At 57.0% G+C, this 24,641-nt stretch carries 22 protein-coding genes; 8 read left to right on the top strand and 14 right to left on the bottom strand.

The annotated features are described in order from the left end of the window. Positions 1-87: 87 nt before the first annotated feature. The 4 genes from dacB (at position 88) to AC13D2_RS16780 (ending at position 4,220) form a co-directional block, all read left to right on the top strand. On the top strand, positions 88-1,665 hold the full coding sequence (dacB, locus tag AC13D2_RS16795) for a D-alanyl-D-alanine carboxypeptidase/D-alanyl-D-alanine endopeptidase (RefSeq protein ID WP_292048245.1): 1,578 nt from the start codon (positions 88-90) through the stop codon (positions 1,663-1,665). A 312-nt stretch (positions 1,666-1,977) separates the two neighbouring features. Then, positions 1,978-2,352: a DUF4398 domain-containing protein gene (locus tag AC13D2_RS16790; protein ID WP_300493141.1), complete on the top strand. Its 375-nt coding sequence runs from the start codon at positions 1,978-1,980 to the stop codon at positions 2,350-2,352. A gap of 27 nt (positions 2,353-2,379) precedes the next feature. After that, positions 2,380-3,195, top strand: coding sequence for an OmpA family protein (locus tag AC13D2_RS16785; protein WP_300493143.1), 816 nt, complete (start codon positions 2,380-2,382; stop codon positions 3,193-3,195). Between the two features lie 155 nt (positions 3,196-3,350). Continuing rightward, the gene (locus AC13D2_RS16780) at positions 3,351-4,220 is read left to right on the top strand and encodes a DUF6279 family lipoprotein (protein ID WP_300493145.1); all 870 of its coding nucleotides are present in this window, start codon (positions 3,351-3,353) and stop codon (positions 4,218-4,220) included. Positions 4,221-4,222: 2 nt separating this feature from the next. On the opposite strand, the gene AC13D2_RS16775 is transcribed toward AC13D2_RS16780, so the two are convergent. From AC13D2_RS16775 to AC13D2_RS16755, 5 genes are all read right to left on the bottom strand, one after another. Further along, a complete protein-coding gene (locus AC13D2_RS16775; RefSeq protein ID WP_300493147.1) occupies positions 4,223-4,993 on the bottom strand; it encodes an SDR family oxidoreductase in 771 nt (256 codons plus the stop codon). Between the two features lie 16 nt (positions 4,994-5,009). Beyond that, a complete protein-coding gene (locus AC13D2_RS16770; RefSeq protein WP_300493150.1) occupies positions 5,010-5,699 on the bottom strand; it encodes a histidine phosphatase family protein in 690 nt (229 codons plus the stop codon). Beyond that, the gene (locus tag AC13D2_RS16765; protein ID WP_300493153.1) at positions 5,699-6,763 is read right to left on the bottom strand and encodes a phosphotransferase family protein; all 1,065 of its coding nucleotides are present in this window, start codon (positions 6,761-6,763) and stop codon (positions 5,699-5,701) included. Before AC13D2_RS16765 ends, AC13D2_RS16770 begins: the two co-directional genes overlap by 1 nt. Before the next feature lie 174 nt (positions 6,764-6,937). Then, on the bottom strand, positions 6,938-7,753 hold the full coding sequence (locus AC13D2_RS16760; protein WP_300493156.1) for an SDR family oxidoreductase: 816 nt from the start codon (positions 7,751-7,753) through the stop codon (positions 6,938-6,940). Positions 7,754-8,122: 369 nt separating this feature from the next. Next, complete coding sequence (locus AC13D2_RS16755; protein ID WP_300493159.1) at positions 8,123-9,334, bottom strand: acyl-CoA dehydrogenase family protein; 1,212 nt, start codon at positions 9,332-9,334, stop codon at positions 8,123-8,125. 120 nt (positions 9,335-9,454) lie between these two features. Here AC13D2_RS16755 and AC13D2_RS16750 point away from each other — a divergent pair, with 120 nt between their 5' ends. After that, positions 9,455-10,348, top strand: coding sequence for a LysR family transcriptional regulator (locus tag AC13D2_RS16750; RefSeq protein WP_482938932.1), 894 nt, complete (start codon positions 9,455-9,457; stop codon positions 10,346-10,348). Positions 10,349-10,357: 9 nt separating this feature from the next. On the opposite strand, the gene AC13D2_RS16745 is transcribed toward AC13D2_RS16750, so the two are convergent. Continuing rightward, the gene (locus AC13D2_RS16745; protein ID WP_421910368.1) at positions 10,358-10,714 is read right to left on the bottom strand and encodes a hypothetical protein; all 357 of its coding nucleotides are present in this window, start codon (positions 10,712-10,714) and stop codon (positions 10,358-10,360) included. A 21-nt stretch (positions 10,715-10,735) separates the two neighbouring features. Beyond that, complete coding sequence (locus tag AC13D2_RS16740) at positions 10,736-11,500, bottom strand: EAL domain-containing protein (RefSeq protein WP_292050086.1); 765 nt, start codon at positions 11,498-11,500, stop codon at positions 10,736-10,738. 182 nt (positions 11,501-11,682) lie between these two features. Between AC13D2_RS16740 and AC13D2_RS16735 the strand changes: the two genes are divergently transcribed. Then, entirely contained in the window at positions 11,683-12,849 is a 1,167-nt protein-coding gene (locus AC13D2_RS16735; RefSeq protein ID WP_007152031.1) for an isocitrate/isopropylmalate dehydrogenase family protein, read from the top strand. On the opposite strand, the gene AC13D2_RS16730 is transcribed toward AC13D2_RS16735, so the two are convergent. From AC13D2_RS16730 to AC13D2_RS16720, 3 genes are all read right to left on the bottom strand, one after another. Further along, positions 12,836-13,405: a YceB family lipoprotein gene (locus tag AC13D2_RS16730; protein WP_292050088.1), complete on the bottom strand. Its 570-nt coding sequence runs from the start codon at positions 13,403-13,405 to the stop codon at positions 12,836-12,838. The two genes, AC13D2_RS16735 and AC13D2_RS16730, sit on opposite strands and share 14 nt — an antisense overlap. Positions 13,406-13,520: 115 nt before the next feature. Continuing rightward, positions 13,521-13,712, bottom strand: coding sequence for a CPXCG motif-containing cysteine-rich protein (locus AC13D2_RS16725; protein ID WP_420390739.1), 192 nt, complete (start codon positions 13,710-13,712; stop codon positions 13,521-13,523). 5 nt (positions 13,713-13,717) lie between these two features. Continuing rightward, entirely contained in the window at positions 13,718-14,944 is a 1,227-nt protein-coding gene (locus AC13D2_RS16720; RefSeq protein ID WP_420390738.1) for a pyridoxal phosphate-dependent aminotransferase, read from the bottom strand. 259 nt (positions 14,945-15,203) lie between these two features. On the opposite strand from AC13D2_RS16720, the gene AC13D2_RS16715 reads away from it, so the two are divergent. Beyond that, positions 15,204-16,187: a D-2-hydroxyacid dehydrogenase gene (locus AC13D2_RS16715; protein ID WP_420390737.1), complete on the top strand. Its 984-nt coding sequence runs from the start codon at positions 15,204-15,206 to the stop codon at positions 16,185-16,187. An 82-nt stretch (positions 16,188-16,269) separates the two neighbouring features. Here AC13D2_RS16715 and AC13D2_RS16710 read toward each other — a convergent pair whose 3' ends face one another. The 4 genes from AC13D2_RS16710 to AC13D2_RS16695 all read right to left on the bottom strand — a co-directional run bounded on the left by AC13D2_RS16710 (position 16,270) and on the right by AC13D2_RS16695 (position 22,344). Further along, entirely contained in the window at positions 16,270-16,935 is a 666-nt protein-coding gene (locus AC13D2_RS16710; protein WP_007152036.1) for a LuxR C-terminal-related transcriptional regulator, read from the bottom strand. A 44-nt stretch (positions 16,936-16,979) separates the two neighbouring features. Continuing rightward, on the bottom strand, positions 16,980-18,926 hold the full coding sequence (gene acs / locus AC13D2_RS16705) for an acetate--CoA ligase (RefSeq protein ID WP_292050093.1): 1,947 nt from the start codon (positions 18,924-18,926) through the stop codon (positions 16,980-16,982). Positions 18,927-19,225: 299 nt separating this feature from the next. Further along, positions 19,226-20,764 carry a fatty acyl-CoA reductase gene (locus tag AC13D2_RS16700; protein WP_482938931.1) on the bottom strand — a complete coding sequence of 513 codons (1,539 nt, stop codon included), beginning with the start codon at positions 20,762-20,764 and terminating at the stop codon, positions 19,226-19,228. Between the two features lie 251 nt (positions 20,765-21,015). Continuing rightward, positions 21,016-22,344 (bottom strand): MinD/ParA family ATP-binding protein, encoded by a 1,329-nt coding sequence (locus tag AC13D2_RS16695; protein ID WP_482938930.1) that lies wholly within the window; start codon positions 22,342-22,344, stop codon positions 21,016-21,018. Positions 22,345-22,663: 319 nt separating this feature from the next. Here AC13D2_RS16695 and AC13D2_RS16690 point away from each other — a divergent pair, with 319 nt between their 5' ends. Then, on the top strand, positions 22,664-24,640 hold the full coding sequence (locus AC13D2_RS16690; RefSeq protein ID WP_482938929.1) for an HDOD domain-containing protein: 1,977 nt from the start codon (positions 22,664-22,666) through the stop codon (positions 24,638-24,640). Position 24,641: the final 1 nt, after the last annotated feature.

The following is a 24,641-nucleotide window of genomic DNA, read 5'->3' as shown; positions in this document are numbered from 1 at the left end:
TTTAACGTCATGTAGAGCCTTTCCACATAGTACACGCTTCGAATATGGGCTATTGTTAATGCACCTGGAATCAATGAGCGCCACACCATGTTGCTGAAGGCACGACGCCACCCGAACACGTCCCGTTATGGAATTATTCGCCAGCATGGTCGAGTGGCCCGTGGCATGGTGATTTCCACCATGGCTGCGGCCCTGTCAGTTGGGTCTGCCAGTGTATTCTCCGCGGAGGCAACCGAGGCTGGTAGCACCACGAAAACCTGGAGCAACCAGGTGCGGGATTACGCCACCGAGTCCCTGAACGACGAACAGGCGCTGAGCTTGGCCGCCATCCCTATGAATGGGCCGGGCATTGAGCAATACATCAATGCGGATGCCTTGATGAGCCCCGGCTCTATCATGAAGCTGGTCACCACCTATGCTGCACTGGAAATCCTGGGGCCGACCTATCACTGGGACACCAGCTTCTACACCGATGGCGAGCTTGTTGGCGATACCCTCAACGGCAATTTCTATGTTGACATGGGCGGCGATCCCAAGCTGACCATTGAGCGCCTTTGGAGCACCCTGAACGAATTACGCGGCATGGGAATCAGTGCCATCAACGGCAACCTGGTGCTGGACGGCGACGTTTTCCGGCTGTCCAACGGGCAGCCAACGTTTGACGATAACGGCGACAATCCCCATGCGCCCTTCCTGGTGCAACCGTCGCCTTACCTGAGCAATCTCAACCTGGTGCATTTCCAGGTACGTGCGGACGAGCGCGGTACCCAGGCATGGAGTGCACCTTCACTGAACGACGTGGTGATCGACAATCGGGTGATCGCTACTGCGGAAGCCCCCTGCCCCGCTCGCCGTCATTTTACCTGGGAGCCGGTTTTCCACGAGGATCACCGGGTCACCGTGCGGGTGTCAGGCGAGTTACCGCAGGGCTGCCGCACGACAGCCTACCTGTCGCTTCTGCCCCACGAACAGTACACAGCATCCATGATACGTTCGCTGCTGTCAGATATGGGCATCGACATCAATGGCAAGAGCCTGCTGGCCAAAACACCTGACGACGCCCGACTGTTGCTTAGGACCACGTCTCCGGATCTGGTTACGATGGTTCGGGACATCAACAAGTGGAGCAGCAATGTTATGGCCCGCCAGTTGCTACTGACTATTGGTGCAGAGAATCGCCTGGAAGAGGAAGAAGACGACCGTGTGACTGGTGTTCGCGTGGTTCATGAATGGCTTCAGGAAAAAGGCGTTAATACCGCCGGCCTGGTGATTGAAAACGGCGCCGGGCTGACACGTGACGGCCGTATTACCGCACGCCAGGGTGCGCAGATTTTGCAGCACGCCTGGAACAGCCCTTTCGCTTCGGATCTGATGGCCTCCATGCCGCTGATTGCGATGGATGGCACTATGGCCAGACGGCTGCGGAATTCCGGCCTGGACGGCAAAGGTCGCATCAAGACAGGTTACCTTGAGAACGTGCGCTCTATTGCAGGCTTCACCCGAGACGACACCGACACCACCTGGGCCATTGTCGGAATGGTCAACAACGATCCGGCCTGGAATGGCCAGGCGGTGCTGGACCGAATTATCTATTCCCTTCATTACCGTCCGCCAACGGGAACCACGCTTTCCAGAGCCCAATCCAGCGGCACTAAAATACGCTGAACCATACCGATAAACGGTTGCTGCCCGGTTTCGGTGGTTACCGTTCTGTCATTTTCCAGCCCGGCGCCCGCCCCCCGCAATCGCATCGTTGTGTGGCGCATCCGTTAACATATGTATTGTGGCAACGCCTCCCCCCACAAAGTTTATTTCCATACCTTCATGCCGGAATCAGATCCCGCTGCTAATCTTGTTCGTATCAGTAGTGGGTATTATTTTTCGGCGCAGGCCTTCAGGGGCGGCGCCCCAGACAAGTACCAACAAGAGTCTGGACGGGGCATATGGCCCCCGTTCCTCACTGGAAGGAGATTGTGCATGAGCAAGCATACTTCGATGTTAGGTGCTGCAGGTGTAATCAGCATCGCTGTCATTACCGGAGGCTGCGCCAGTTCGGTTGAGCGGCCAGATAGAGAACTTCAGTCCGCCGAGTCTGCCATTCAGCAGGCGGTATCGTCCGATGCCAGGGAATTTGAACCGGTCCTCTTGAACCAGGCTCAGAACCGGGTTGCGGATGCAGAGGAAATGATCAATCGGGAACAATACCTGCAAGCAAGCCGCCTGCTTGAAAAGGCAGCTGTGGATGCGCAACTGGCCGGAGCTCGTTCGGAAACCGCGAAGGCAAGACAAGCGGTTGATGAGGTCAATCGCAATATTGAGTCTCTTCGAAAGCGAATCGACGAAAGCCAGTAAAGACCTCATCGGAAACGGGAGATGGTTATGAACAAGCGCAACATGACTTTGGGTATGGCTGTGAGCTTTTCTGTCCTCGTGGCAGGGTGCGCCAGCACACCCCAGGATAACGCAAAAGTCGATGAAGCACGGGCTGCCTATGAAGAAATCCGCAACGACCCGAACGTGGTCCGCAGTGGCGATCGCCAGTTGAGGAGCGCAAGCGAGCAATTGTCCCGCGCTGAAACCCTGCTCGCGGACGGTGCAGACATTGCCGAGATTGAGCACGCGGCTTATCTTGCCAACCGCCATGCACAAGTAGCCGGCGAGCAGGGAGAGCGCGCGAAGCTGCAGGAGCAGATTGATTCCGCGGAAGGGCGTCGCAAGGAACTGCAATTGCAGATGCGCGCTGACGAAGCCGCACAGGCCCGGCGGGAAGCCAAAGAGCTTCGCCTGCAAATGGAAGCCATGCAGGCAGAGCAAACCGACCGGGGAATGGTATTAACCCTCGGAGATGTACTTTTCGATCTGAACCGGGCCGAATTAAAGGCCTCCGGCGAGGCGACTGTTAGACGACTGGCCGAGTTCATGGCCGAGTATGAAAATCGGCGTGTGCGGGTGGAAGGCTACACCGACAGCACAGGCGAGGCCTCCTACAATCAGGGCCTGTCTGAGCGTCGTGCGCAAGCCGTTCACGATACTCTGGTCGATATGGGCGTCAGCAGAAGCCGCGTAGAGACACAAGGGTTCGGTGAGCAGTTCCCCGTTGCCAGCAATGACACCTCAGGCGGAAGGCAGCAGAATCGCCGTGTAGAGATTGTCATCTCCGACGAAGAGGGCAACATCGAAGCGCGGGAGAATTGATCACCCCGCTGACACATACCCATAAAAAAGCCCCGGTTCAACCGGGGCACGTTTTTCCAAAGATGCAAAGAATCAACGCTTCAACCTGATTCTGACGTTTCATACGTAATTCATCGCTTTTGGATCAGGTTACCCGCTTTTCCCAAGGACCGGTCATGAATCGGATTGTTTCCATTGCGCTGCTCGGCCTCCTACTACTGGGCGGCTGCAGCTCCACCAAGATGGCGTATCGCTATGCAGACTGGGGCATCGTCTGGTGGGTGGACGACTACATACCCATGACCGCCGAACAGGAATCCCGGCTTGAGCAGGACATCCATGACCTCCGCCAATGGCACTGCGCCACTGAATTGCCACGCTATTCCGAGTGGCTTGCCGAGCTAAAAAGCGATGTTCGCTCTGGCGACCTGAGTCAATCCACCGTCACCCACCACCAGGAACAGCTGCTCTCCTTTTTTCCACCCCTCATGGAACGCGCAAGGCCGGCAACCACACGTCTGTTATCAAGCCTCAGCGACGAACAGGTTCAACAGTTGGCCAGCAATATGGAGAAGAGCCAAAAAGAACTGGAGGACGAGTTCCTGGCGGACGACCCAGAACAAACCAGGGAAGCCCGAGCCAAGCGTACCATGGAGCGGGTTGAACGTTGGCTGGGTGCCCTCAACGAGCGACAGCGTGACACGGTCAACGCCTGGTCGGAAGGCCGTGGCCAACAGACAAAAATCTGGTTGGAGGGACGTCGGAATTGGCAACAGGCGTTAATCGATGCTCTGGAAACACGAAACAGTGACGGCTTTTCGGAGCAGGTCCGTTACCTGATGAACAACTATGAAGAAGTCCGGGGGAAAAGATACCAGCGAATGATGTCGGACAGCCGGACAGCCATGGCGGGCTTGATGGCCGATTTACTACAGCAGGCTGATCAGCGCCACCTTGACCACCTGCTGGAACAGGCAGAAAGCATGCGGGGAGACTTCGATACCCTCGCCTGTGTTGGCGAGGATACCGAAAACCGGAACAGTTGACGTCAGATCGTCAGATAGCCGCCGTCCACGTTAATACAGGTGCCGGTAGTATAGCTTGAAGCACCTGACGCCAGGTAAAGGACGGTACCGGCCATTTCGTCCGGGTCTGCCACCCGTTTCATCGGGATGTGGGCCATGGCTTGTTTCTTGATGGCCTCGTTGCTGGTCAGTGCACTGGCAAATTTGGTATCCGTCAGTCCTGGCAACAGGGCATTCACCCTGACTTTTTGCTGCCCCAGTTCCATCGCGAAGGACTTGGTCATGGATATCACCGCTGCCTTGGTGACGGAATATATACCCTGGAAATGGCCAGGGTTGACGCCATTGACAGAGGCCACGTTGATAATGGACCCACCACCATTCTTCTTCATGATCTGTGCGCCGCGAGCGCACATGAAGAAGTAGCCACGAATGTTCACATCCACGGTCTTATGGTAGGCGCCCAGATCCGTGTCTTCGATGGGGCCGAAATAGGGGTTGGCTGCGGCATTGTTCACCAGAATATCCAGTTTGCCGTGTTTCGATTCGATGTGCTGCCAGATGTCTTCAATCTGAACCATTTCGCCAATGTGGCAGGCGTAGGCTTCGGCGCTGCCCCCGGCTTCGCGGATGCTACCGGCGACCGCTTCGCAACCGTCAATCTTGCGGCTGCTGACAATCACGTGGGCGCCGTAATTCGCCAGGGTGCGGGCGATGCTCTCGCCGATACCACGGCTGGCACCGGTGATCAGGGCCACTTTTCCGCTCAGATCAAACAGGTCTTGCTTACTCATTCTTCACCTCAGTTCCTTATCGGAAGGTCACCAGGGAGGGATCTTCCGCTTCCAGGTGACTGTAATTGTTAAATACCGCCAGGCTGCGCCGGGCTCCGGAATGCAGAACCCGGGTAACACTGGTATTGGCAATCACGGAATTCATATCCAGGGCCTTGCGATCACTCAGTTCCAGCAGATGCTGAGCGATCACCGCAATCGGGCCGCCCGAAGTGGACACCAGGGTCTCGCCACCGTCGGCATACTCAATCAGTTGCTCCAGCGACGTAATCACCCGCTGACGGAACGCTTCCCAGCTTTCGGTGTACTCGTGATCGTGTCCGCCACTGACCCAGCGTTGCATGGCTTCCTCGAACACCTGCTGGAAAGCCCTTGCCGGCTTGGGGAAGGCCGCCAGATCCCGCGCCATGCGTTCGCGGTCCTGCCACTCGGGGCGCAAACGCTTCACCACCTGGGTATGGTCAAACTCGTTGAAGCCATCCACCGCCTGCATGTCTGGCAGTGCATCACCGTAACCACTGGCGATCGCCTCTACCGTTTCCCGATGGCGCTCCATGTTGCCGCCAAACACGGCGTTGGGCGTCACTTTGCCCGCAAGCCACCGGCCAAGGACACGCCCCTGCTCCCAGCCACGGGGCGAGAGTTGGTCGTAGTTCTCCTTGCCGAAACTGGCCTGCCCATGGCGAATCAGATAGATGGTCGCCATTACAGGTCACTCGCTTCGATCAGTCGCTGACAGCGTTTTTCCAGATAGTTGGCGGCATGGCCAAAGGCGGCAAAGCGTTTGTCCTTGGTCTGTCCATGGTAATAGCGGTAATAAATCTGCTGAACAATGACCGCCAGCCGGAACAGGCCATAGATTTCGTAGAAGTCGAAGTTGTCGATCTTACGGCCGGATTTCTCCGCGTAGTAAACGACCACTTCCTTGCGGGTCAGCATGCCCGGCTGATGGGTCGGCTGACGCCGCAGCATCTGGAACGGGCCTTCGTCATCGGCCTCGATCCAATAGGCCAGGCTGTTGCCCAGATCCATCAGCGGATCGCCGATGGTCGCCATTTCCCAGTCCAGAACACCAATCACTTCGAACGGGTTGTCCTGATTGAGCACCACATTGTCGAAGCGGTAGTCGTTGTGGATGACCACCTGGGCAACGTCGTCCGGCATCTTGTCGTTCAGCCAGCCCATCACCGTTTCAAAGTCACCCACGTCATCCGTCTTCGCCTTGCGGAAGCGGTCACTCCAGCCACCGATCTGGCGCTGCACATAACCGGCACCCTTGCCCAGCTTGTCCAGGCCGGTAGCCTTGGCATCGACATTGTGCAGGTCCACCAGCTTGTCGATGACGTTCAGGCACAGCTTGCGGGTATCCACCTCGCTGAGTTCAAAGTCTTTGGGGAAATCCTGGCGCAGGATGATACCTTTCAGGCGCTCCATGACGTAAAAATCGCAGCCCAGAATGTCGTGGTCGTCGCAGATGGCGACGATGTTCGGAACATACGGGAATTCGGGCTTGAGAGCCCGCATCACCTTGGCTTCCCTCAGCATGTCGTGGGCAGACTTGGCAATATGGCCAAACGGCGGGCGTCTCAACACGTAGGAACGATCGCCATAGTCCACCTGGTACGTCAGATTGGATGCACCACCGGGGTACTGTCTGATCTGCGGCTGGCCTTCCAGGTCCGGGATGGCCTGCTTCATGAAGCGGTCAACGGCCGCAACATCCAGCTCTTCACCTTCGCGGATATCAACAGCCTGGTCGATCTGGGTCATTCGGCTCTCCTCTGTTTAAACGATGGCGGTCAATATCGCCAGTCAGCAAGGCGGCAGGTCTCTTCAGAACACGCTGTAAATACGTCCCTGTACGCTCGTCCTCCGCCATCCATGGCTCCGGACGGTTCTGAAGAGACCTGCCGCCTTACTTCCTTATCTCGCAGTAGACTGATACTAGGCCTTGCCACCCATTTTCTTCATCCAACGTTTGCTTTCCTGATGCATCAACCAGTCGAACGCCTTGGGCGCGTGGCGCTTTAGAACCCACATACGGCGCTCTTTGGCGTGGGGCAGCACCCAGAAATCCTTCTTCTCCACCGAGCGGACAATATCCTCGGCCACGTTTTCGGCGGTGATGGTGGAGCGCTTCATCAGTTTATTGACGTTCTGCTGAATGCCAGGAATATCAGACCGCATGCTGCTCGTCAGATTGGTCTGAAAAAACGCCGGGCATACGCAACTGACATGAATACCGGAGTCTCTCAGCTCCTGGCTCAGGGTTTCGGAAAGCGCGATGACACCGGCCTTGGAGACATTGTAGCTGTTCATCAACGGCGCGAGCATCAGCCCGGCCATGGAGGCGATGTTCACGAACGCACCGGAGCCCTGTTTCTTGAACTGCGGGGTAAAGGCCTTGCAGCCACGAACGACCCCCAGCACGTTGATGTCCATGATCCATTCCCAGTCGGCCATGGTGGTGTCTTCGATGGAGCCCGCGGAGGCGACACCGGCGTTATTCACCACAATATCCACCCCGCCCCACTTTCCAGTGAGTTCTTCGCAGATCTTCTCCAGGTCGGTCAGCCGGCGTACATCGCACTCAACAAAGTAACCTTCGCCACCGGCGTTATTGATTTCCTGCTCAACGGCAATGCCCTGCTCGGGATTAATATCGCCGATACAGACTTTCGCGCCCTTTTTCGCATACCTTAACGCAATCGCCCGGCCCAGGCCGCTGGCCCCGCCGGTAATAAATACTCGCTGTGTCATCGTTGTCTTCCGCTGGTTTCTCGTGTTTTAAATATGGGTGCAAGAGCCGTCCATGGGGAGGCCCTTCTGAAACACGCTGTGAATACGTCCCTGTACGCTCCGCTCCGCCATCCATGGCTCCGCAGGGTTTCAGAAGGGCCTCCCCATCGCCGGCTCCCGGGCATATGAGTTAACCGATCCTCTCTCCACAAAAATGGTCACGTTACTCTCCCTTGGCCCGACATGCCGACTCCCCGGTTAGTAGGGGACGGAGGGAGGCTGTTTCAGAAACTGTACGAAGCCATGGATGGCGGAGTCCAAGCGTCACATGGATGTACCGAAGGAGCGCGTTTCTGAAACAGCCTCCCTTCGTCCCCAGGCACCCAAGCTTCAGTTCCGGTATTTAGCCAGCTCCAGACGAGCCACCATCGCCCGGTGAACCTCATCCGGGCCATCAGCCAGGCGCAAAACCCGAGCATAGGCGAACAGCTGAGTCAGCGGGAAATCGTCGTCGCTGACACCGGCACCACCGTGAATCTGAATCGTATCGTCCACAATCTGCTGAAGCATCTTCGGAATCACCGCCTTAATCATGGAGACTTCCTGCAAGGCTCCAGAGATGCCCTTGGTATCCAGTGCCCAGGCGCACTTCAGTGTCAGCAGGCGCGCCTGCTCAATCGCCATACGGGCATTGGCAATGACATCCGGATTACCGCCCAGTTTAGCGATTGGCCGACCAAACGCCTCACGACTGGTCGCCCTTTTGATCATCAGTTCCAGAGTACGCTCCGCCGCACCGATGGCACGCATACAGTGGTGAACGCGCCCAGGCCCAAGACGGCCCTGGGCAATCTCGAAGCCACGACCGGGGCCCGCAATAAATGCAGTCTTGGGCAGGCGCACGTTATCAAAAGACACCACACCGTGACCGTAGGGCTCATCATAGGCGCCAAACACCGGCAGCATTCGCTCGATTTTGACCCCTGGGGTATCCAGCGGCACCAACACCATGGAATGACGGCGGTGCTTGTGGGCGTCCGGGTCGGTCAGTCCCATGAAGATGGCAACCTTGCAATCCGGGTGGCCGACGCCAGTGCTCCACCATTTGCGACCATTGAGAACAACCTCCTCGCCATCCACAGTGGCCGTCGCTTCCATATTAGTGGCGTCTGAAGACGCCACTCCCGGCTCGGTCATACAAAAAGCGGAGCGTACTTCACCGCTTTGCAGACGGGGCAGCCACTCGGCTTTCTGTTCTTCGGAGCCGTAATGGATCAGCACTTCCATGTTGCCAGTGTCCGGCGCATTGCAGTTGAAGATTTCCGGGGCGATAAAGCTACGGCCGGTTTCTTCAGCAATCAAGGCATAGTCGGAGTTGAGCAGGCCACACCCGTATTTCTCATCCGGAAAGAACATGTTCCACAGGCCCTGGGCTTTGGCCTTTGCTTTCAGCTCCTTGATGACGGGCAACACCACCCAGCGGTTTTCCTGCGCCATCAGTTCCTTGTGGTACTGCTCTTCAATGGGAAAAATCTCTTCCTGCATGAAGGTTTTGACGCGCTTGAGATAGTCCTGGCCCTTCTCGGAAATACTGAAATCCATTGCCATGTCCTCTTGGTTTGACCGATATGGAGCCAGTCTAGTTTTCTATTCACTATTACACGACTGAATAATTCTTATCATTTATCATAAGACTGACTTATTCGCGAAGTGGAGATGCTCATGGCACTGAATCGACTGGACCTGAACCTGCTGCATGTATTCGACACCATCTACCGGGAGGGCAGTCTGACCCGTGCCGCTCGGGCCCTCCACCTCACCCAGCCGGCGGTCAGCCATTCCCTGTCACGTCTGCGGGAGCATTTTGATGACCCGTTGTTCAGTCGTCAGGGCAACCAGATGGTGCCCACTCCGCTGGCCCGTCGTTTCCTGGAGTCCATGCGCCCGGGGCTGACCCAGATTCAAAGTGCGGTGAACCAGTTCCACGCCTTCGACCCGGCCAATCAGCGCAAAACCTACTCGCTGGCCTTGCGGGATATCCTCGAGTCGACGTTCCTGCCCAAACTGATGGGCCGGCTGGAAAGCTACCCCGAGCTGGAGATCATCAGCCAGCGGGTGCCCCGGCGGGATATGGAAACCCAGCTAGTAGCGGGCAAGTTGGATTTTGCGGTGGATGTGCTGTTGCCGGTCAGCAATCAGACGGGCCATGAACTATTGCGACACGACAGGCTGGTGGTGCTGGCGAGAAAGGGCCACCCGCTCACCAGCGGCGGCCTGACCTTGGACAAGTATCTCGAAGCCAGGCATGTACTGGTTTCTTCCCGCTCGGAGGGCCCCGGCATTGAGGACTTTGAGCTGTCGCGGTTCGGAGTGCAGCGAAACATACGCCTGAGGTGCCAGCATTACTACGCCGCCTGCAGGGTGGCTGAGGGAACCGACCTGTTGCTGACTATGCCGGAAAACTACGCACGGATCATCGCGGAACGGGCTGACATCGATATTCTGACCACACCCGCAGATCTGCCTGGTATTGATGTACACCTATACTGGCATAAGGCCTACGAACGGGAACCGGCGCTTATCTGGTTCCGGGAGCAGTTGGCCAGCATTGCGTGAAGGGCGCCGTCAGTAGGCACCCACCAGCTTCAGGAAACCAAGAAATCCGGCGGCGGTAATGCCCAGTGACGCGACAACAATCCCGAACCCCCACCAGATCGCGGCCCCATCCGACACCTCAGTGTCGTGCCCTCGCAACGTGCGATAGAACGCCCAGGGGCCAAGAACAAAGGCCCCCAACACCGCAAACACCAGCCCCACACTGACACCTGCAAATGTCCAGGTAGCCAACACCGTGGCGCGATCAGACACCTGCTCCTTGACGCCATGGCGAAGCAGGAACTGTTTGCAGAAGAACCAGATCAGGGCGAACAGGATGATGACAAACAACAATCCGCCAACGACGGTAATCAGGCGATAGAACAAAGTACATCCTCTGAATTTTGTCTAGCAGGGAAAGTAAGGCTCCGGAAGGCATTCGAATCCAGGTTTGGCAAAGAGATACCCCTGAAACAGCGTAATGCCCTGTGATCGGAGCCAGAAATATTCTTCTTTCGTTTCGACGCCTTCGGCCACAATACGCCCACCGAGCTGATCCATCATTGTGATGATGCCGGCAACAACCGCCTGCTTATTTGGCTCTTTGTGAACATCCCGGACCAGGGCCATATCAAGTTTGAGCAGATTCGGCGGACTGGCCATCAGGATATTATAGCGCGAATAACCGGCACCGAAATCGTCCAGAGCGGTGTGAAACCCCATTTCCTGATAGGTATTGATGATACCCACCAGATGATCAAGGGAAGACAGATCCTCCGTTTCAATCAGTTCAAATATGATTTTTCGGGTATCGAATTTGTAGGTTTTCGCAGCGGCCAACGTGGTCCTGATGCAATACTCGGGATTATAGACAGCATTGGGCATGAAATTGATGCTGAGCCTCGTTTTCATGCCCAGGCGCGCTGCCAGCTTTACCGCTTTCACACGGCAGATCTGGTCAAAGGAATAGCGGTTCTTTCCATTGACCTTTGAAAGCACGCTGTGGGCGCCTTCCCCACCTAGCCCCCGAACCAGAGCTTCGTAGGCATAAACACTTTCGTTCGTGACATCGACAATTGGCTGAAATGCGAAGGTCAAGGCAAAGTCCAGGCCCTCACCACAGGCGCACTGCTCGCAATGAGATTCGTCAAATAGAACGGCAGGCTTATTCACGACAACTCCCAGGCCAAGTCATCCAAGATTAAAGCTATCAATAGTATGACTGCACTATAACCACCAATCCTTAACTGGTAAAACTGCAGAGGTGTTAAATCGTGTGGAATCCCCATGGCACATGACTACACTGAATCACACAACTGACGCTACGATCACAGCAACAGGAAGGAGTATCCGGAATGGCCCAGAAAACCCGAATTGCCGTGACGCCCGGTGATGGCATCGGTCCCGAAGTGGTTGCCGAGGCGGTACACTGCCTGGAAACCCTGCGCAAACGACACGATTTGCCGATGGAGTGGACACGCTTTCCCTGGCCGTCCCATGCCTGGCACGAAGAAAACGGCGAATCCATGCCGGCTGATGCTCTGGACCAATTGAAATCCTATGACGCCATTCTCCTGGGCGCTCTGGGCGACCCCGGACCGGTCGACGACCCCGACCGTTACCTGCTGCCAGACAGTATCTCCCTGGCACCCCTGCTGGACATGCGCAAGGGATTTGATCAGTGGGTCTGCGAACGGCCCGCCAGGCTGCTTCCCGGTGCCCGTCAATATCTGGCGGATGAGCGCGCCAAGGACATCGACATGCTGGTGATTCGCGAAAACAGCGAAGGCGAGTACGTTAGCCAGGGCGGGCGACTCCGCAAGGGTGCGCCGGACGAGGTGGCCACCCAGATGGAAGTATTCACCCGCCGGGCAACCGATCGGATTATCCGCTACGGCTTCGAGCAGGCCCGCCTGCGGGCCGCCGCTCGTGCCGAGGAGGGCCGTACCCGACAGTTCCGCACTCTGGACGGTAAAACCTGCGAAAGCCAGGTGTGCATCGTGACCAAACGCAACGCTCTGCGCTATTGGGGCGATATGTACACCGAAGCCTTCGAGGAAATGGCGAAACAGTATCCGGATGTGGCTACCCACCATGAATTGGTGGACGCCGCTTGCATGAAGTTCGTGCAGGCGCCCTGGGCGTTCGATGTGGTGGTGGCCAGTAACCTGCAGGGCGACATCCTGACCGACCTGGCTGCGGTGCTGTCCGGCGGTATGGGCGTGGCGCCCTCCTGCAACCTGAACCCGGACGAAAACGGCATGCCTTCGATGTTCGAGCCAACCCACGGCAGCGCGCCGGATATTGCCGGCCAGGGCCTGGCCGACCCCACAGCCATGTTGTTCACCACGGCACGCATGCTGGAATGGCTGGGGCGGAAAGACCCGGCGGTGGCGACTGCCGGGCGGGAGTTATTTGATGCGGTGGCCGCCGACCTGGCCGAGAACGCCGGCAAATCCAGGGGCACTCAGGAAATTGGCGCCGCCGTGCGCGAGCGCCTGGAATCGCTTACTCGGCCATAACAAATTCGAGCCGTCCGGGCGCGACTCTCACGTCCATGGGCACCATGCCGAACATGCGCTGGGTGAAGTCCGTTTCATCCAGCCGGTACACCGGCATGGTTTCCAGCATCTGGGCAACCACCCGCATGACATTATCCGTGACCGGCTTGAGATCCCCTTTGAAAAACGACGAATCGATGCTGCTTTCCAACAGTTGCAGCCGCCGAATGTAGATGGCTTTCTCCTCGCTGTCGTAGACAGGAGCTCCCTCCACTTTCAGAGCAATATCGACTGGCAGCTTCGCCATCAGCGCATTCAGGGCCACCTGCCCTCTCAGGTCAATGACCGCCACGTCCCGACCATCAGGGCCAAGGGTAATATCCGCATTGCTCAGGCTCAGGCTGAGTGGCGAACCGCTTTGCAGCTGTCGGCGATCAAAGTCACTGACGGTGTCCTGAAAGTGGCGTTCCAATGTCGCTTCGGAAATCGAATAGGGTGACAGGCTGGCACAGCCACCTAGCACAAACATGGATAACAGAATAACCGCCGAAAACAGGCGGATTGATGCGTTGACCATCGAAAGACTCTCCTTTGCAGATATTCCTATCCTGAGCCAAGGTGGCTGCCCGGGCAAGCCGGGCGGGTTAATGATCGTTCAGGAAGGGTATTGACGTCGCCGAGGTTGGCGGGGGCTATTCGTTCTCGGCCCGGACAGTCACGGAGGGGGTCAGGTTCTCGTCGAGGACCACGTGGACCAGGATGGGCTGACAGCACACCTGGCAATCCTCCACGTACTCCTGATCTTCCACTGAAGGGTCGACGCTGATATCCAGCGTCTCCCAACAGTAGGGGCATTGCACAAGCACCGAGTCCAGAGCCGACATGACGGTCAGAACTGCTGCTTGGCCATCCAGGGGATGATCCGGTCGAAGGCTTCATCAAGCTTCTCGCACGTGGTCGAGAAACTGATCCGAACGGCGTTCGTGCACCCTTCGCCGAAGGCATCTCCCGGCACCAGACAAACACCGGTTTCCTTGAGCATTCGCAACGCCAGATCGGAGCCGTCCACGTGGGGCGGCAGGTCCGGGAACGCAAAGAAGGCGCCACCGGGTTTGTACCCCGTCAGGTAAGGCGTCTGGTCAACCAACTCCACCACCTTGTCGCGGCGTTCACGGTAGATGTCCACCATGTTCTTGACGCATTGCTGGTCTCCAGTGAGTGCCGCGACCCCCGCAAACTGGGACGGCGTATTGGCGACAGAGGTGGTGAACATGTGAAAACGCCGCAGCGACTTGATCGCCGCCTGGCTTGCAATCACCCAACCTACCCGCAACCCTGCCATGCTGTAGGTTTTCGAGAAGCTGCTGATGCACATGATGTTATCCAGATCCATCGAGCAGTTCAGTACGCTGGCGAAGTCGTCATCGTCAAAGATGAGGTGGTCATAGACCTCGTCGGCGTATACCTGGATCCCCCGGTAAGCGCATTCTTCCAGAATGGTCTCGACAGTACTGCGGGGATATACGGCCCCGGTCGGATTATTGGGGTTGTTCAGGATCAGCGCAAACGTGCGCGGTCCCATGGCCCGGATCACTTCGTCCGGGTCCAACTGGTGGTCGTTGTCCGCCCGGGTGGGCACAAACTTGACCTCACCACCGTTCATGCGGATCAGCGGTGCGTAAAGCAGGAACGACGGGTCCGTCACGATGAACTGCCGGCCTGGTGCGGACGTCGCCGAAATCGCCAGGTACATCGCCTCGGTCGCCCCACTGGTGATCAGTATATTGTCCCGGGTCAGCTTGCGGTCATAGCGTGCGCCGTAGTAGTCCCGCAGGGCAACCAATAACTCGGGCAGGCCCGCGTCCATGGTGTAACCCGTCTGTCCGGCATTGAGCGCATCAATATAAGCGTCAATGACATGCTTGGGAGTTGGCAAATCCGGCTGACCGATGGAAAGATGAATGACATCCTTCATGGTGGCCGCCATATTCACCATGCGACGAATGCCCGGCACCGGAACCGCCTGCATCGCCGGGTTCCAACTGGCCTTGTTCTTCCGGTATTTCACTTTACGCGGTTTGTCCTGGCCAGTTTCTCGATTGGCGGCTTCTGCCATAAACACCTCCTGGAAGCGGGGCAAAATAGTAGCTACTCCTGCAGGTTAGCCAGTAAACAGAGGCCGTACAAGACCTAAAACAGAAAGATTGGGCTGCCGGAACGAAACGCCGCAATACCCGCTACAACAAGGGCTACGACCTTTATCTTATATTGGCTCAGGTTGACCAGTTCAGGCTCAGATACCAGACTGTAGACTCGACATCCGGACTGTCGATTCCCGCGGCCGGACGCGAACAAACTGCATTGGCGGAGGACAGATGACCCAACTCAACAAACCGGTTGTAACCGTTCTGACAGCACCCGGTGAAAAAGAACCTCCTGGCATGGATGCCCTGCGAGCCCGTGCGGAGGTTCGCTTTGCTTCTGACGAGCCCACTCTGCGGGAGACCTTGCCTGGTACCGACGTAATGATGGTGACGGACTTTCGTACCGAGGCCCTGGCCGCGGCCTGGCCGTCGGCGGATAAACTGCAGTGGATTCACGCCACCAGTGCGGGCGTGGATGCCCTGATGTTCCCGGACCTCATTGAAGGCGACGTCACCGTGACCAACGCCCGGGGCATCTTCGACCGCACCATCGCCGAGTACGTGCTGTGTACGATTCTGATGTTCGCCAAGGATTTTCCGCGCTCCCTGCGCCTGCAGGCTGAGCACAAATGGCAACACCGGGACACTGAAAGAGCCGAAGGCAAACAGGTACTGATCGTCGGCGCCGGCTCCATCGGCGGCCAGATTGCCAGGTTGTGCAAGGCTGCCGGCCTGAAACCCCACGGTATTGCCCGCAAACCTCGCCACGACGACCCGGATTTTGTTGCCGTTCACGGCAATGACGACCTGACCGAGCAACTGGGCCTCGCGGATTTCGTGGTTATCGCCGCGCCTCTGACACCACAGACCGAAGGCCTGTTTAACGAAAAGGCCTTCAAATCCATGCGCAAGTCCGCCCGCCTGATCAACATCGGTCGCGGGCCCGTGGTGAAGACCGACGACCTGATTACTGCCCTGAACAACGGCGACATTGCCGGCGCGGCGCTGGATGTGTTCGAGGAAGAACCCCTGCCGGCGGATCACCCGTTATGGGATATGGAAAACGTCATCATGACCGCCCACATGTCTGGCGACTTCATCGGCTGGAAACGGGCTCTCACGGACCAGTTCCTTGAGAACCTGGACCGCTGGCACCAAGGTGAGGAACTGTTCAATCTGGTGGATAAGAAATTGGGGTATGCCAGTAAGAAGTGAGCCCGCTCGCCCAAACAAAAAAGCGGAAATCCCAAGACGGGATTTCCGCTTTTTTTGAATCAATAGAACCTTCTCAGGCCAATCAGCTACCAGACAACGACGTATCCGAAGGATCTATCTCCATCTGCTGAATCGCAATCACCGCCTGGGTCCGGTTACGAACCCCCAGCTTCCGGAACACCGCCGTGATATGGGCCTTGATGGTGGCCTCCGAGACATCCAGATCATAAGCGATCTGTTTGTTCAAAAGCCCCTCGGCCAGCATACCCAGCACCCGGAACTGCTGCGGCGTCAGTGATGCCAGTTTTTCAGAGAAGTCCGTCATGTCTGAATGCATTCGCTCGATCTTGTCCGCCACACCCTCCGGCAACCAGACATCCCCTTCCAGGACTGCCTGAATCGCCTCGGTGATGGTCGGCAGAGGCGCCGACTTCGGAATGAAGCCCGACGCCCCATAATCGATCGAACGGCGCATCACCTGCATTTCTTCCGATCCTGACACCACCACCACCGGCAGGCCGGGATATTGCCCGCGCATAAACACGAGCCCCGAAAAGCCGTGGGCGCCCGGCATGTTCAGATCCAGTAACACCAGATCCGCATCCGGATGCGACTCTACCGCCGCCTGCAGCGCCTTGATGCTGTCCACTTCCACTGTCTTGGCATCAGGTACCGCCTGACTGACCGCCTGTTTCAGAGCTGCCCGAAACAGCGGGTGATCATCGGCGACGATAATGGTTTGTGTCATTCAACAAATTCCTCACAGGGTCACAGCCTGATAACAAGCAGGCCTTACTTGTTCGCACGACCGCTGATCAGGTCATCCACCACACCCGGGTCCGCCAGGGTGGAGGTATCGCCCAACTGATCGTGCTCGTTCGACGCAATTTTACGCAAAATCCGACGCATAATCTTGCCAGAACGAGTCTTGGGCAGTCCAGGTGCCCATTGAATCACGTCTGGAGAGGCAATGGGGCCGATTTCCTTGCGAACCCACTGGACCAACTCTTTCTTGAGCTCATCCGACGGCTCCTCTCCGTGAACCAGGGTGACATAGACGTATATGCCTTGCCCCTTGATGTCGTGAGGGTAGCCTACCACAGCCGCCTCGGCGACCTTGTCGTGTGCCACCAGTGCGCTTTCCACTTCAGCCGTACCCAGGCGGTGTCCTGAGACGTTCAGAACGTCATCAACACGACCGGTAATCCAGTAGTAACCGTCCTCGTCGCGACGGGCTCCGTCACCAGTAAAGTACATGCCTTTATAGGTACTGAAGTAGGTCTGCTTGAAGCGCTCATGGTCGCCGAAGATGGTGCGCATCTGGCCAGGCCAGCTGTCCAGTATCACCAGGTTACCCTCGGTCTTGCCTTCCAGGATCTTGCCATCGTTGTCCACCAACGCCGGCTTCACGCCAAAGAACGGCACGGTCGCGGAACCAGGCTTCAGATCAATGGCGCCCGGCAGCGGCGATATCAGGATGCCACCGGTCTCGGTCTGCCACCAGGTGTCCACAATCGGGCATTTGCTGTTACCGATCACGCGGTGGTACCACTCCCAGGCTTCCGGGTTAATTGGCTCACCCACCGAGCCCAGCAGGCGCAGACTGTCGCGGGTGGTGCCGTTCATGCACGACTCGCCCTCGGCCATCAGAGCACGGATGGCAGTGGGTGCGGTGTACAGGATATTGACCTTGTGCTTGTCCACCACCTGGCCCATGCGGGACGTGTCCGGGTAGTTGGGTACACCTTCAAACAGAACGGTGACAGCGCCGTTGGCAAGCGGGCCGTACAGAATGTAGCTGTGACCGGTGACCCAACCGAAGTCCGCAGTACACCAATAGACGTCGCCATCATGGTAATCAAACACGTACTCATGGGTCATGGAGGTGTACACCATGTACCCGCCCGTGGTGTGCAGTACGCCTTTCGGGGCGCCGGTGGAACCTGAGGTGTAAAGCATGAACAGCGGGTCTTCGGCGTTCATGGGCTCTGCCGGGCAATCTGTGGACGCACCCTTCATCAGCTCTTCGTAACTCACATCGCGACCGTCTTTCCAGGGCACATCGCCACCGGTGCGTTTGACCACGATAACCTTGTCCACGTCGGCGCCGGCTTCTTTGCTCAGCGCGGCGTCGACATTTTTCTTGAGCGGTATTTTGCGACCACCGCGGACACCTTCATCGGCCGTTACCACGAACCGGGATTTACCGTTAGCAATCCGGGCACCCAGTGCTTCCGGCGAAAACCCGCCGAAGACAACGGAATGGATGGCGCCGATGCGGGCACAGGCCAGCATGGCAACACCTGTTTCAACAATCATGGGCATATAGATCGTAACAACATCGCCCTTCTTGACGCCCTGGTCTTTCAGGACGTTCGCGAACTTACAGGTTTCTTCGTACAGTTCGCGGTAGGTCACGTTGCGGGAATCAGCCGGGTCGTCGCCCTCGAAAATAATGGCCGTCTGGTCACCGCGCTTCTCCAGGTGACGGTCCAGGCAGTTGGCGGCGGCGTTCAGTTGGCCGTCTTCAAACCATTTGATGGATAGGTTGTCGTAGTCGTAAGTGGTGTTTTTTACCTTCGAGAAGGGCTTGATCCAGTCCAGTCGCTTGCCGTGTTCGGCCCAGAAGGTTTCCGGGTCATCCACCGACTGCTGGTACATTTTCTCGTACTGATCCCGGTTTAGCAGGGCCCGTTTGGCCACGTCCGGACTTACCGGATAAACCTGTTTATCAGTCATTGTGCTCCCCCTTATTAGTCAGAGTCTGTTGTCATTATCGGTTATTTAATAAAGAGCGTGACGGGCAAAAAAAGCCCTGAAGACGGATACACATAGTTCAACACGCGCGCCAGTGAACAATGAATTAGACTAACGTCCCAATCCGCCAGCACTTTTAGCCAGAATGACGGTCTCACGAGGGGCGACCCTATGTTCTGGAGCCTGCTCTAAAGGATAGTCCTGCCAGCAGAAACAACAAGTGACGTTCCGGACCCCGGGAACCGGGGTCCGGATAGAAAGGACAGCCGACTGATGGGGTATCAGGCGGCCTTCTTGTGGGTCTGGGCGGCCCGCAGGCTGTACAGTTTCCGCTCCTTGAGAGCGTAGCGGTTAAGGCCTCCAAGGTGGATCTTGCACAGGTACAGCTGCCAGTCGATCTGACGCGCATCCACCGGAAACAGGACTCGATCCAGTTTCCCCATCCGGGAGGCCAGGGCCATCAGCGAATCGTTGCGGAAAATGTAATCCGGTGCCGTGTAAAAACCAAAGATGGTGGCGAGTGAACGCGTGGTATCGAGGTTTTTAAGGACCTTCAGCTCACGGTTCTGGCCAGCCAGTCTCAATGCCTTGCCTGCAATGGACAATGGCACGCGCATGCCGCCAACCACAACATCAAACAGCTTGCGATTGACCGCCACAAACGGTTTCGTGGGCCGTCGGTAGAACAACTGGCCATACGACGCATAGTTGGACTTGGCTTCTGCCATCAGGTAGTCAATGAACTTACCCAGCGAAATCGGATTTGAACTGCCACTGCAGCACTGGTAGATGCGGCGTTGCGCAGGCTCGGAAATGGCTTCTGCCAGGGACAGGATGATGCTGTTGGCCACCAGGTCCACCGGGATCACATCTATAATGCCGCTACGCTTGCCTGGGAACAGGGATACCTTCTCGCGGGCGTAGGCGAGGATGATGGCGTCCGCCACCTTCACGCCTTCAATCCATCCCGGAGAGGGCTCTTCCAGTGCACTTTCAATGATGGAGGGGCGAACAATCGTGAGTGATCGCCCGGAAAGGGCTTTCATCAGGAGTTGCTCACCCAGCCATTTGGTAAACGTGTAGGTGTCGCTCCAGCCGTAGTGGTTGGCCTCGCGAATGCCCAGGTCCACTAGCTTTTTCTCAAGCACTTTGCCGGAGTATCGGGCCTTCACGTCGGAGATCTTGTCCTGCAGAAGGTGTACAAGCTCTTCCGTTTCATAGTATCCGTCGGTGCTGCGGGGGATAGACTCGCCCGCCGGCTTGATGACGGACTCCGTGATCTGGCCGGAATTCTTGCCGTTGACGTAGCAGGTGGATACCTGGATAACCGCCATGGTGCTATTGAGCTCCGCCAGGGCGGCAACGTTCTCCAGGCACAGGGTATTGATTTTCAGTGCCTTGTCGAGCTCCTCCCGGAAGTTGACGCTGGCTGCGGAATTGATAAACGCGTCGACCTGCCCGGCAAGCGCGCGGAACCGTTCTGGCGGAAGCCCAAAACGGGGCTCAGTCACTTCACCGGTGATGCAGTGAACGCGTTCCTCAAGAAAGGTTTCGAACGCCTCGTTGTCATCGTGTCGAAGGCGCTCGAATACAGACGAACTGGCGATCTCATTGAGGAATCGCTCACGCGCCGCTGGATGCCTTTTGTTACCACGGATAAGCAGATGGATTCCGCCAATATCCGGCACCGTGCGAATCAATTTTTCCAGTACCACCTTACCGAGAAACCCGGTGGTGCCGGTGATCAGCACGTGTTTACCGCGTAGCTGCTCAAGAACACCGGACGCTGACGCTCCGTTTTGTTGCTGCTGTGTTGCCATAGCGAGAACTCCTTCTCAAATTCACTGTGTAGCCATCAAATTGCGGTAGTTTTCAGGTAAGAGACTGCCTGCCTCTTGCCTCTGCATTTTGCGGGCCACGATTCCGGGAATAGGGCTGATTTTTGCACAGACCGAATGACAGTGCGGTGACATAGGGCAAAGTTACGCTACAAACTGCATCAATAAAATGACAATAAAATAAGGTGACTAAATGCAAAAAAAGGCGTGGAGAAAAACCGGATAAAAGACGCTCAGGAACCGTTCTTGTCTGTGCCTCCCAGCGAGCGCAAAAGCTGGTCCAGGGAGATATTGGACGGCTGTTCCTTAAGCGCTCGGATCAACCGGCTCTGCTCGCCAAAGCTGATACGGTCATAGTAGGGTTCCCGCTCTGGCCTGTTTGCCATTGGTTCCGGCCTGCGAGGAACCACCGCAGGGTCAATCTCTGAGGCGAGGTGGCGAAGATGGGTCGCCATATGCTCTCTTTGTTCCTTTTCCAGCTTTTCCCAATTGAGGGAGGCTAAGCCGGTCTGGATAATCTCAACGGTATCTGCGTCCATTTTGCGCCCCAACAGTGCAAAAAGACTCTGGAACGCTTCATAACGCAGCAGCGGCTTTTCATCGCTGCCTGCCAGTATCTTGCCGAGTTCCGCGGTCAGTCGTTTGCACTCCTGGGCTGGGTCCACCGGTGCCCGTGGTTGCTCGCTGCCCGCTGAGCGATCTGTATCTGATGCTCCTGTTTCAGCTGGGCTGGAGGAGACCCGATGCCAATAGGCGGCAATCCCGGCCTTGCGAGGCGGCAACTGGCGTAGCCGCACATTCAACATGTCGGCCAATGTGCGGAACTGGCGGGTGGACGGATCGGAAGCCCGCATCAACGCCACCGGACGCTGATTCATCACCGACTGGCGCAGAGTTTCGTCACGCCAGATCGCACCCAGGTAATGCAATTGCAACCCCAGGTGTCGCACCGCAGCGGCATCAAGGCGCTGAAACACGGAGCGAGCCTGACTTGCACCCTGGGCCATGTTCACCAACACGCTCGGCGTCCTTCGGTAGCCACGGCGAATCAGCAGTTTGATCAGGGAGAAGGCATCGGTCAGCGATGCGGGGTCTGGCGTGACCACGACGCAGGCCAGTTCCGCCGCCGCAATCATGTGCATGCCGGTCTTCTGCAAGCCGGAGGCAGTGTCTGTGATCACGTAGTCGTAATTTTTCTCTAGCCTCGACAACGCCTTGAGTACACGGAGACTTTCTTCAGCAGCCATGTCGACACATTGCTCGACCCCCGAGGCGCCGGGAATGATGTGCAGCCCCCACTCCGATTCCATGATCACATCGCGGAGGGAGCACTCATTGGCCATTACGTTAGCCAGGGTCCGTTCCGGATACCGGCCCAGCATGATACTGACATTAGCCAGATCCGTGTCACCATCCAGCAACAATACTCTGTAACCCTCTCGCGCAAGGGTCAGGGAAAGGTTCAGTGCCACCGATGTTTTTCCGACACCACCCTTGCCACCGGTAATCGCCAGTGTTCTGGGTTGCTTCGGAATGTGCCTGGAAGTGCGGGAGTCGGTCATGAATGCCTATAGGCGCTGTCTTGTCCGTCGACTGACACGTGATCCGGGTGAAATTTGAGTACTGTGTCAAAGTGTAACCCGGACGGAGTTCTAACTGTAGACAAAAAGAGGCGGGTTGCCTGCCCAATAATGGACGGTTTTGCGACATTTAACCTGTAAAAAGTTTACACACATCCAAACACAGGTAATACTCTGCTTAAAAAAGGACCAATAACTGTTTAATAAACGCAGCTTATTGTCTAAGCTCCATCGGGTTAGTATTTATGAACAAGTCGTCAGATACTAACGACAACATCTGGCGCGTTATACAGGCAGGCCTATGCTGATTGCCCCTGACATACAGCTACCGAGTCTCCCAGAGGTTACCCTTAGGGTGCTTGAAGCCTGTCATCAGGACGAAAATTATCGCCGAATAAGCGATATTGTTTCTGCCGACACCGCACTGGTTACTCGTGTTCTCGCCCTGGCCAACTCAGCATTGTATGGCCCCACCTCGCAAATACGCTCCATTGACCAGGCGCTGCTCAGGCTGGGAACACGACGATTCCATACTCTGGTTCTGACTGCGGCACTGCGCCAGCTCCTTTACGAACTCGGGGCAGACCAGTGGCAACAGCTAAGGGACTTCTGGCGCCATTCACTGACCACCGCTCTGACTGCCAGGGCCCTGGCAACACTGACGCGCTACCCCGAACCCGACCAGGCGTTCATGCTGGGAATGCTGCACAATGTGGGCGAGCTGATCGCGCTGAAAACCCCGCCTGGAGAGACCCAGCAATACTACCTTGACCACCAGTCCGATATTGCTGCCGAACTGGTAGATTCATGGGGTCTGGGACCCATGGCAGTTGATGCTATGCGCTACCAACAGGCCATGCCAACGGAAATACGAGATGCCGGACACCTGGTCAAACTGATTAGCCTGGCAACACGCCTGGCACTTTCGGACGCGGTGGGCATTGCTGCAGCGGGGACCATTTTTGGCCTCAATGAAGAACTCACGCGAGAGATCAACCGCAGGATCGACCAGGAAGTGAGCGGCGTGGCCGAATCGCTGGGCATTCCGCTTTCGGAAGACTACGACGCCCGCCACTCCAACCACAAACTCAAACAGACCATACTGAAACAGGCCATGGCCAGCCAGGCGTTGGAACTGTCGCCGATTCGCGGCAGTGCCCAGGAGAGCCTGGCCGCAACCGTCACCAGCCTGACACTGATCACCGGCCTTCCGGCACTCTATTTTGGCCAGGCCGGGGACGGGCTGACGCTGCTATCCTCCAGCACTGGTGACGTCCCTGATCTCACGGTTGCCATTGGGGCAGCCACCAGCGTGCTGACCGAGGCCTGCAGCAGCGGCAGCGCCCTGTGCCTCGATCATCGCTCACCGACGGTACTGGACCGCCAGTTGCTTTCGCTCTTGAAAACGCCTTCTCTGGTGGCTATCCCCGTGCGTGGGGAAGATCCATGTGCAGGCGTATTTGTCGTCGGTACTGACCATGAAAGCTCTGGCCAGGCAGAAGAAATTGGTCGCCTGTTCAGCGCAAAACTGTCTGACGCCGTCACCGCCACGCAGCCCAGGAGCACTGCCCAGGACGGTCTGGAAGCCGAACTGGCCCGACAGGCCATTCGTCGTCAGGTCCATGAAGTGAGCAACCCGCTTACCATTATCCGGCAATATATCTATCAACTGCGAAACCGGCTGGATGATAACGAAGTGCAGGGAGAGCTGGACGTCATACGTGACGAGCTCGATCGCGCAGGGGATCTCTTGTTGCAGATCAGCCGGGCTCCGAGCCATGATTCAATGAACCCGACCGGCGCCTGCAATCTTAATGACGAGCTGAGAATTCTGCGGGACTTGCTGGAAGACAGCCTGTTCAGCGGCGGCGACAGGGCGCTGGAGCTGGATCTGTGCGAGGACCCCACCGACGTTACCGTGCCCGGCGCGGTCATCCGTCAGGTGGTTATCAACCTGGTCCGTAATGCGGCAGAATGTCTCGTTGACGGCGGCGAAGTGGCTATTCACACGCTGGCACCGGTCTGGCAAAGCGGAAAAACCTGGGTGGAACTGGAAGTGGCGGACACCGGTAATGGAATTCCCGATGAGGTCCGCAAACACCTGTTTTCACCGGTTCAATCCACCAAGAGCAAGGACCACAGCGGTCTTGGTCTGAGCGTGGTTAAACAGTTGATTGATGACATGGAGGGCATCATTAGTTGCCGCACGGGACGCGGAGGGACAGCATTCCGAATTCTGTTTCCCGCGGCGGCAAATAAAAAAAACGATGAAAAATGAC

This window comes from Marinobacter sp. B-12, from assembly GCF_056857915.1.
This window is presented reverse-complemented; position numbering and strand designations above follow the sequence as displayed.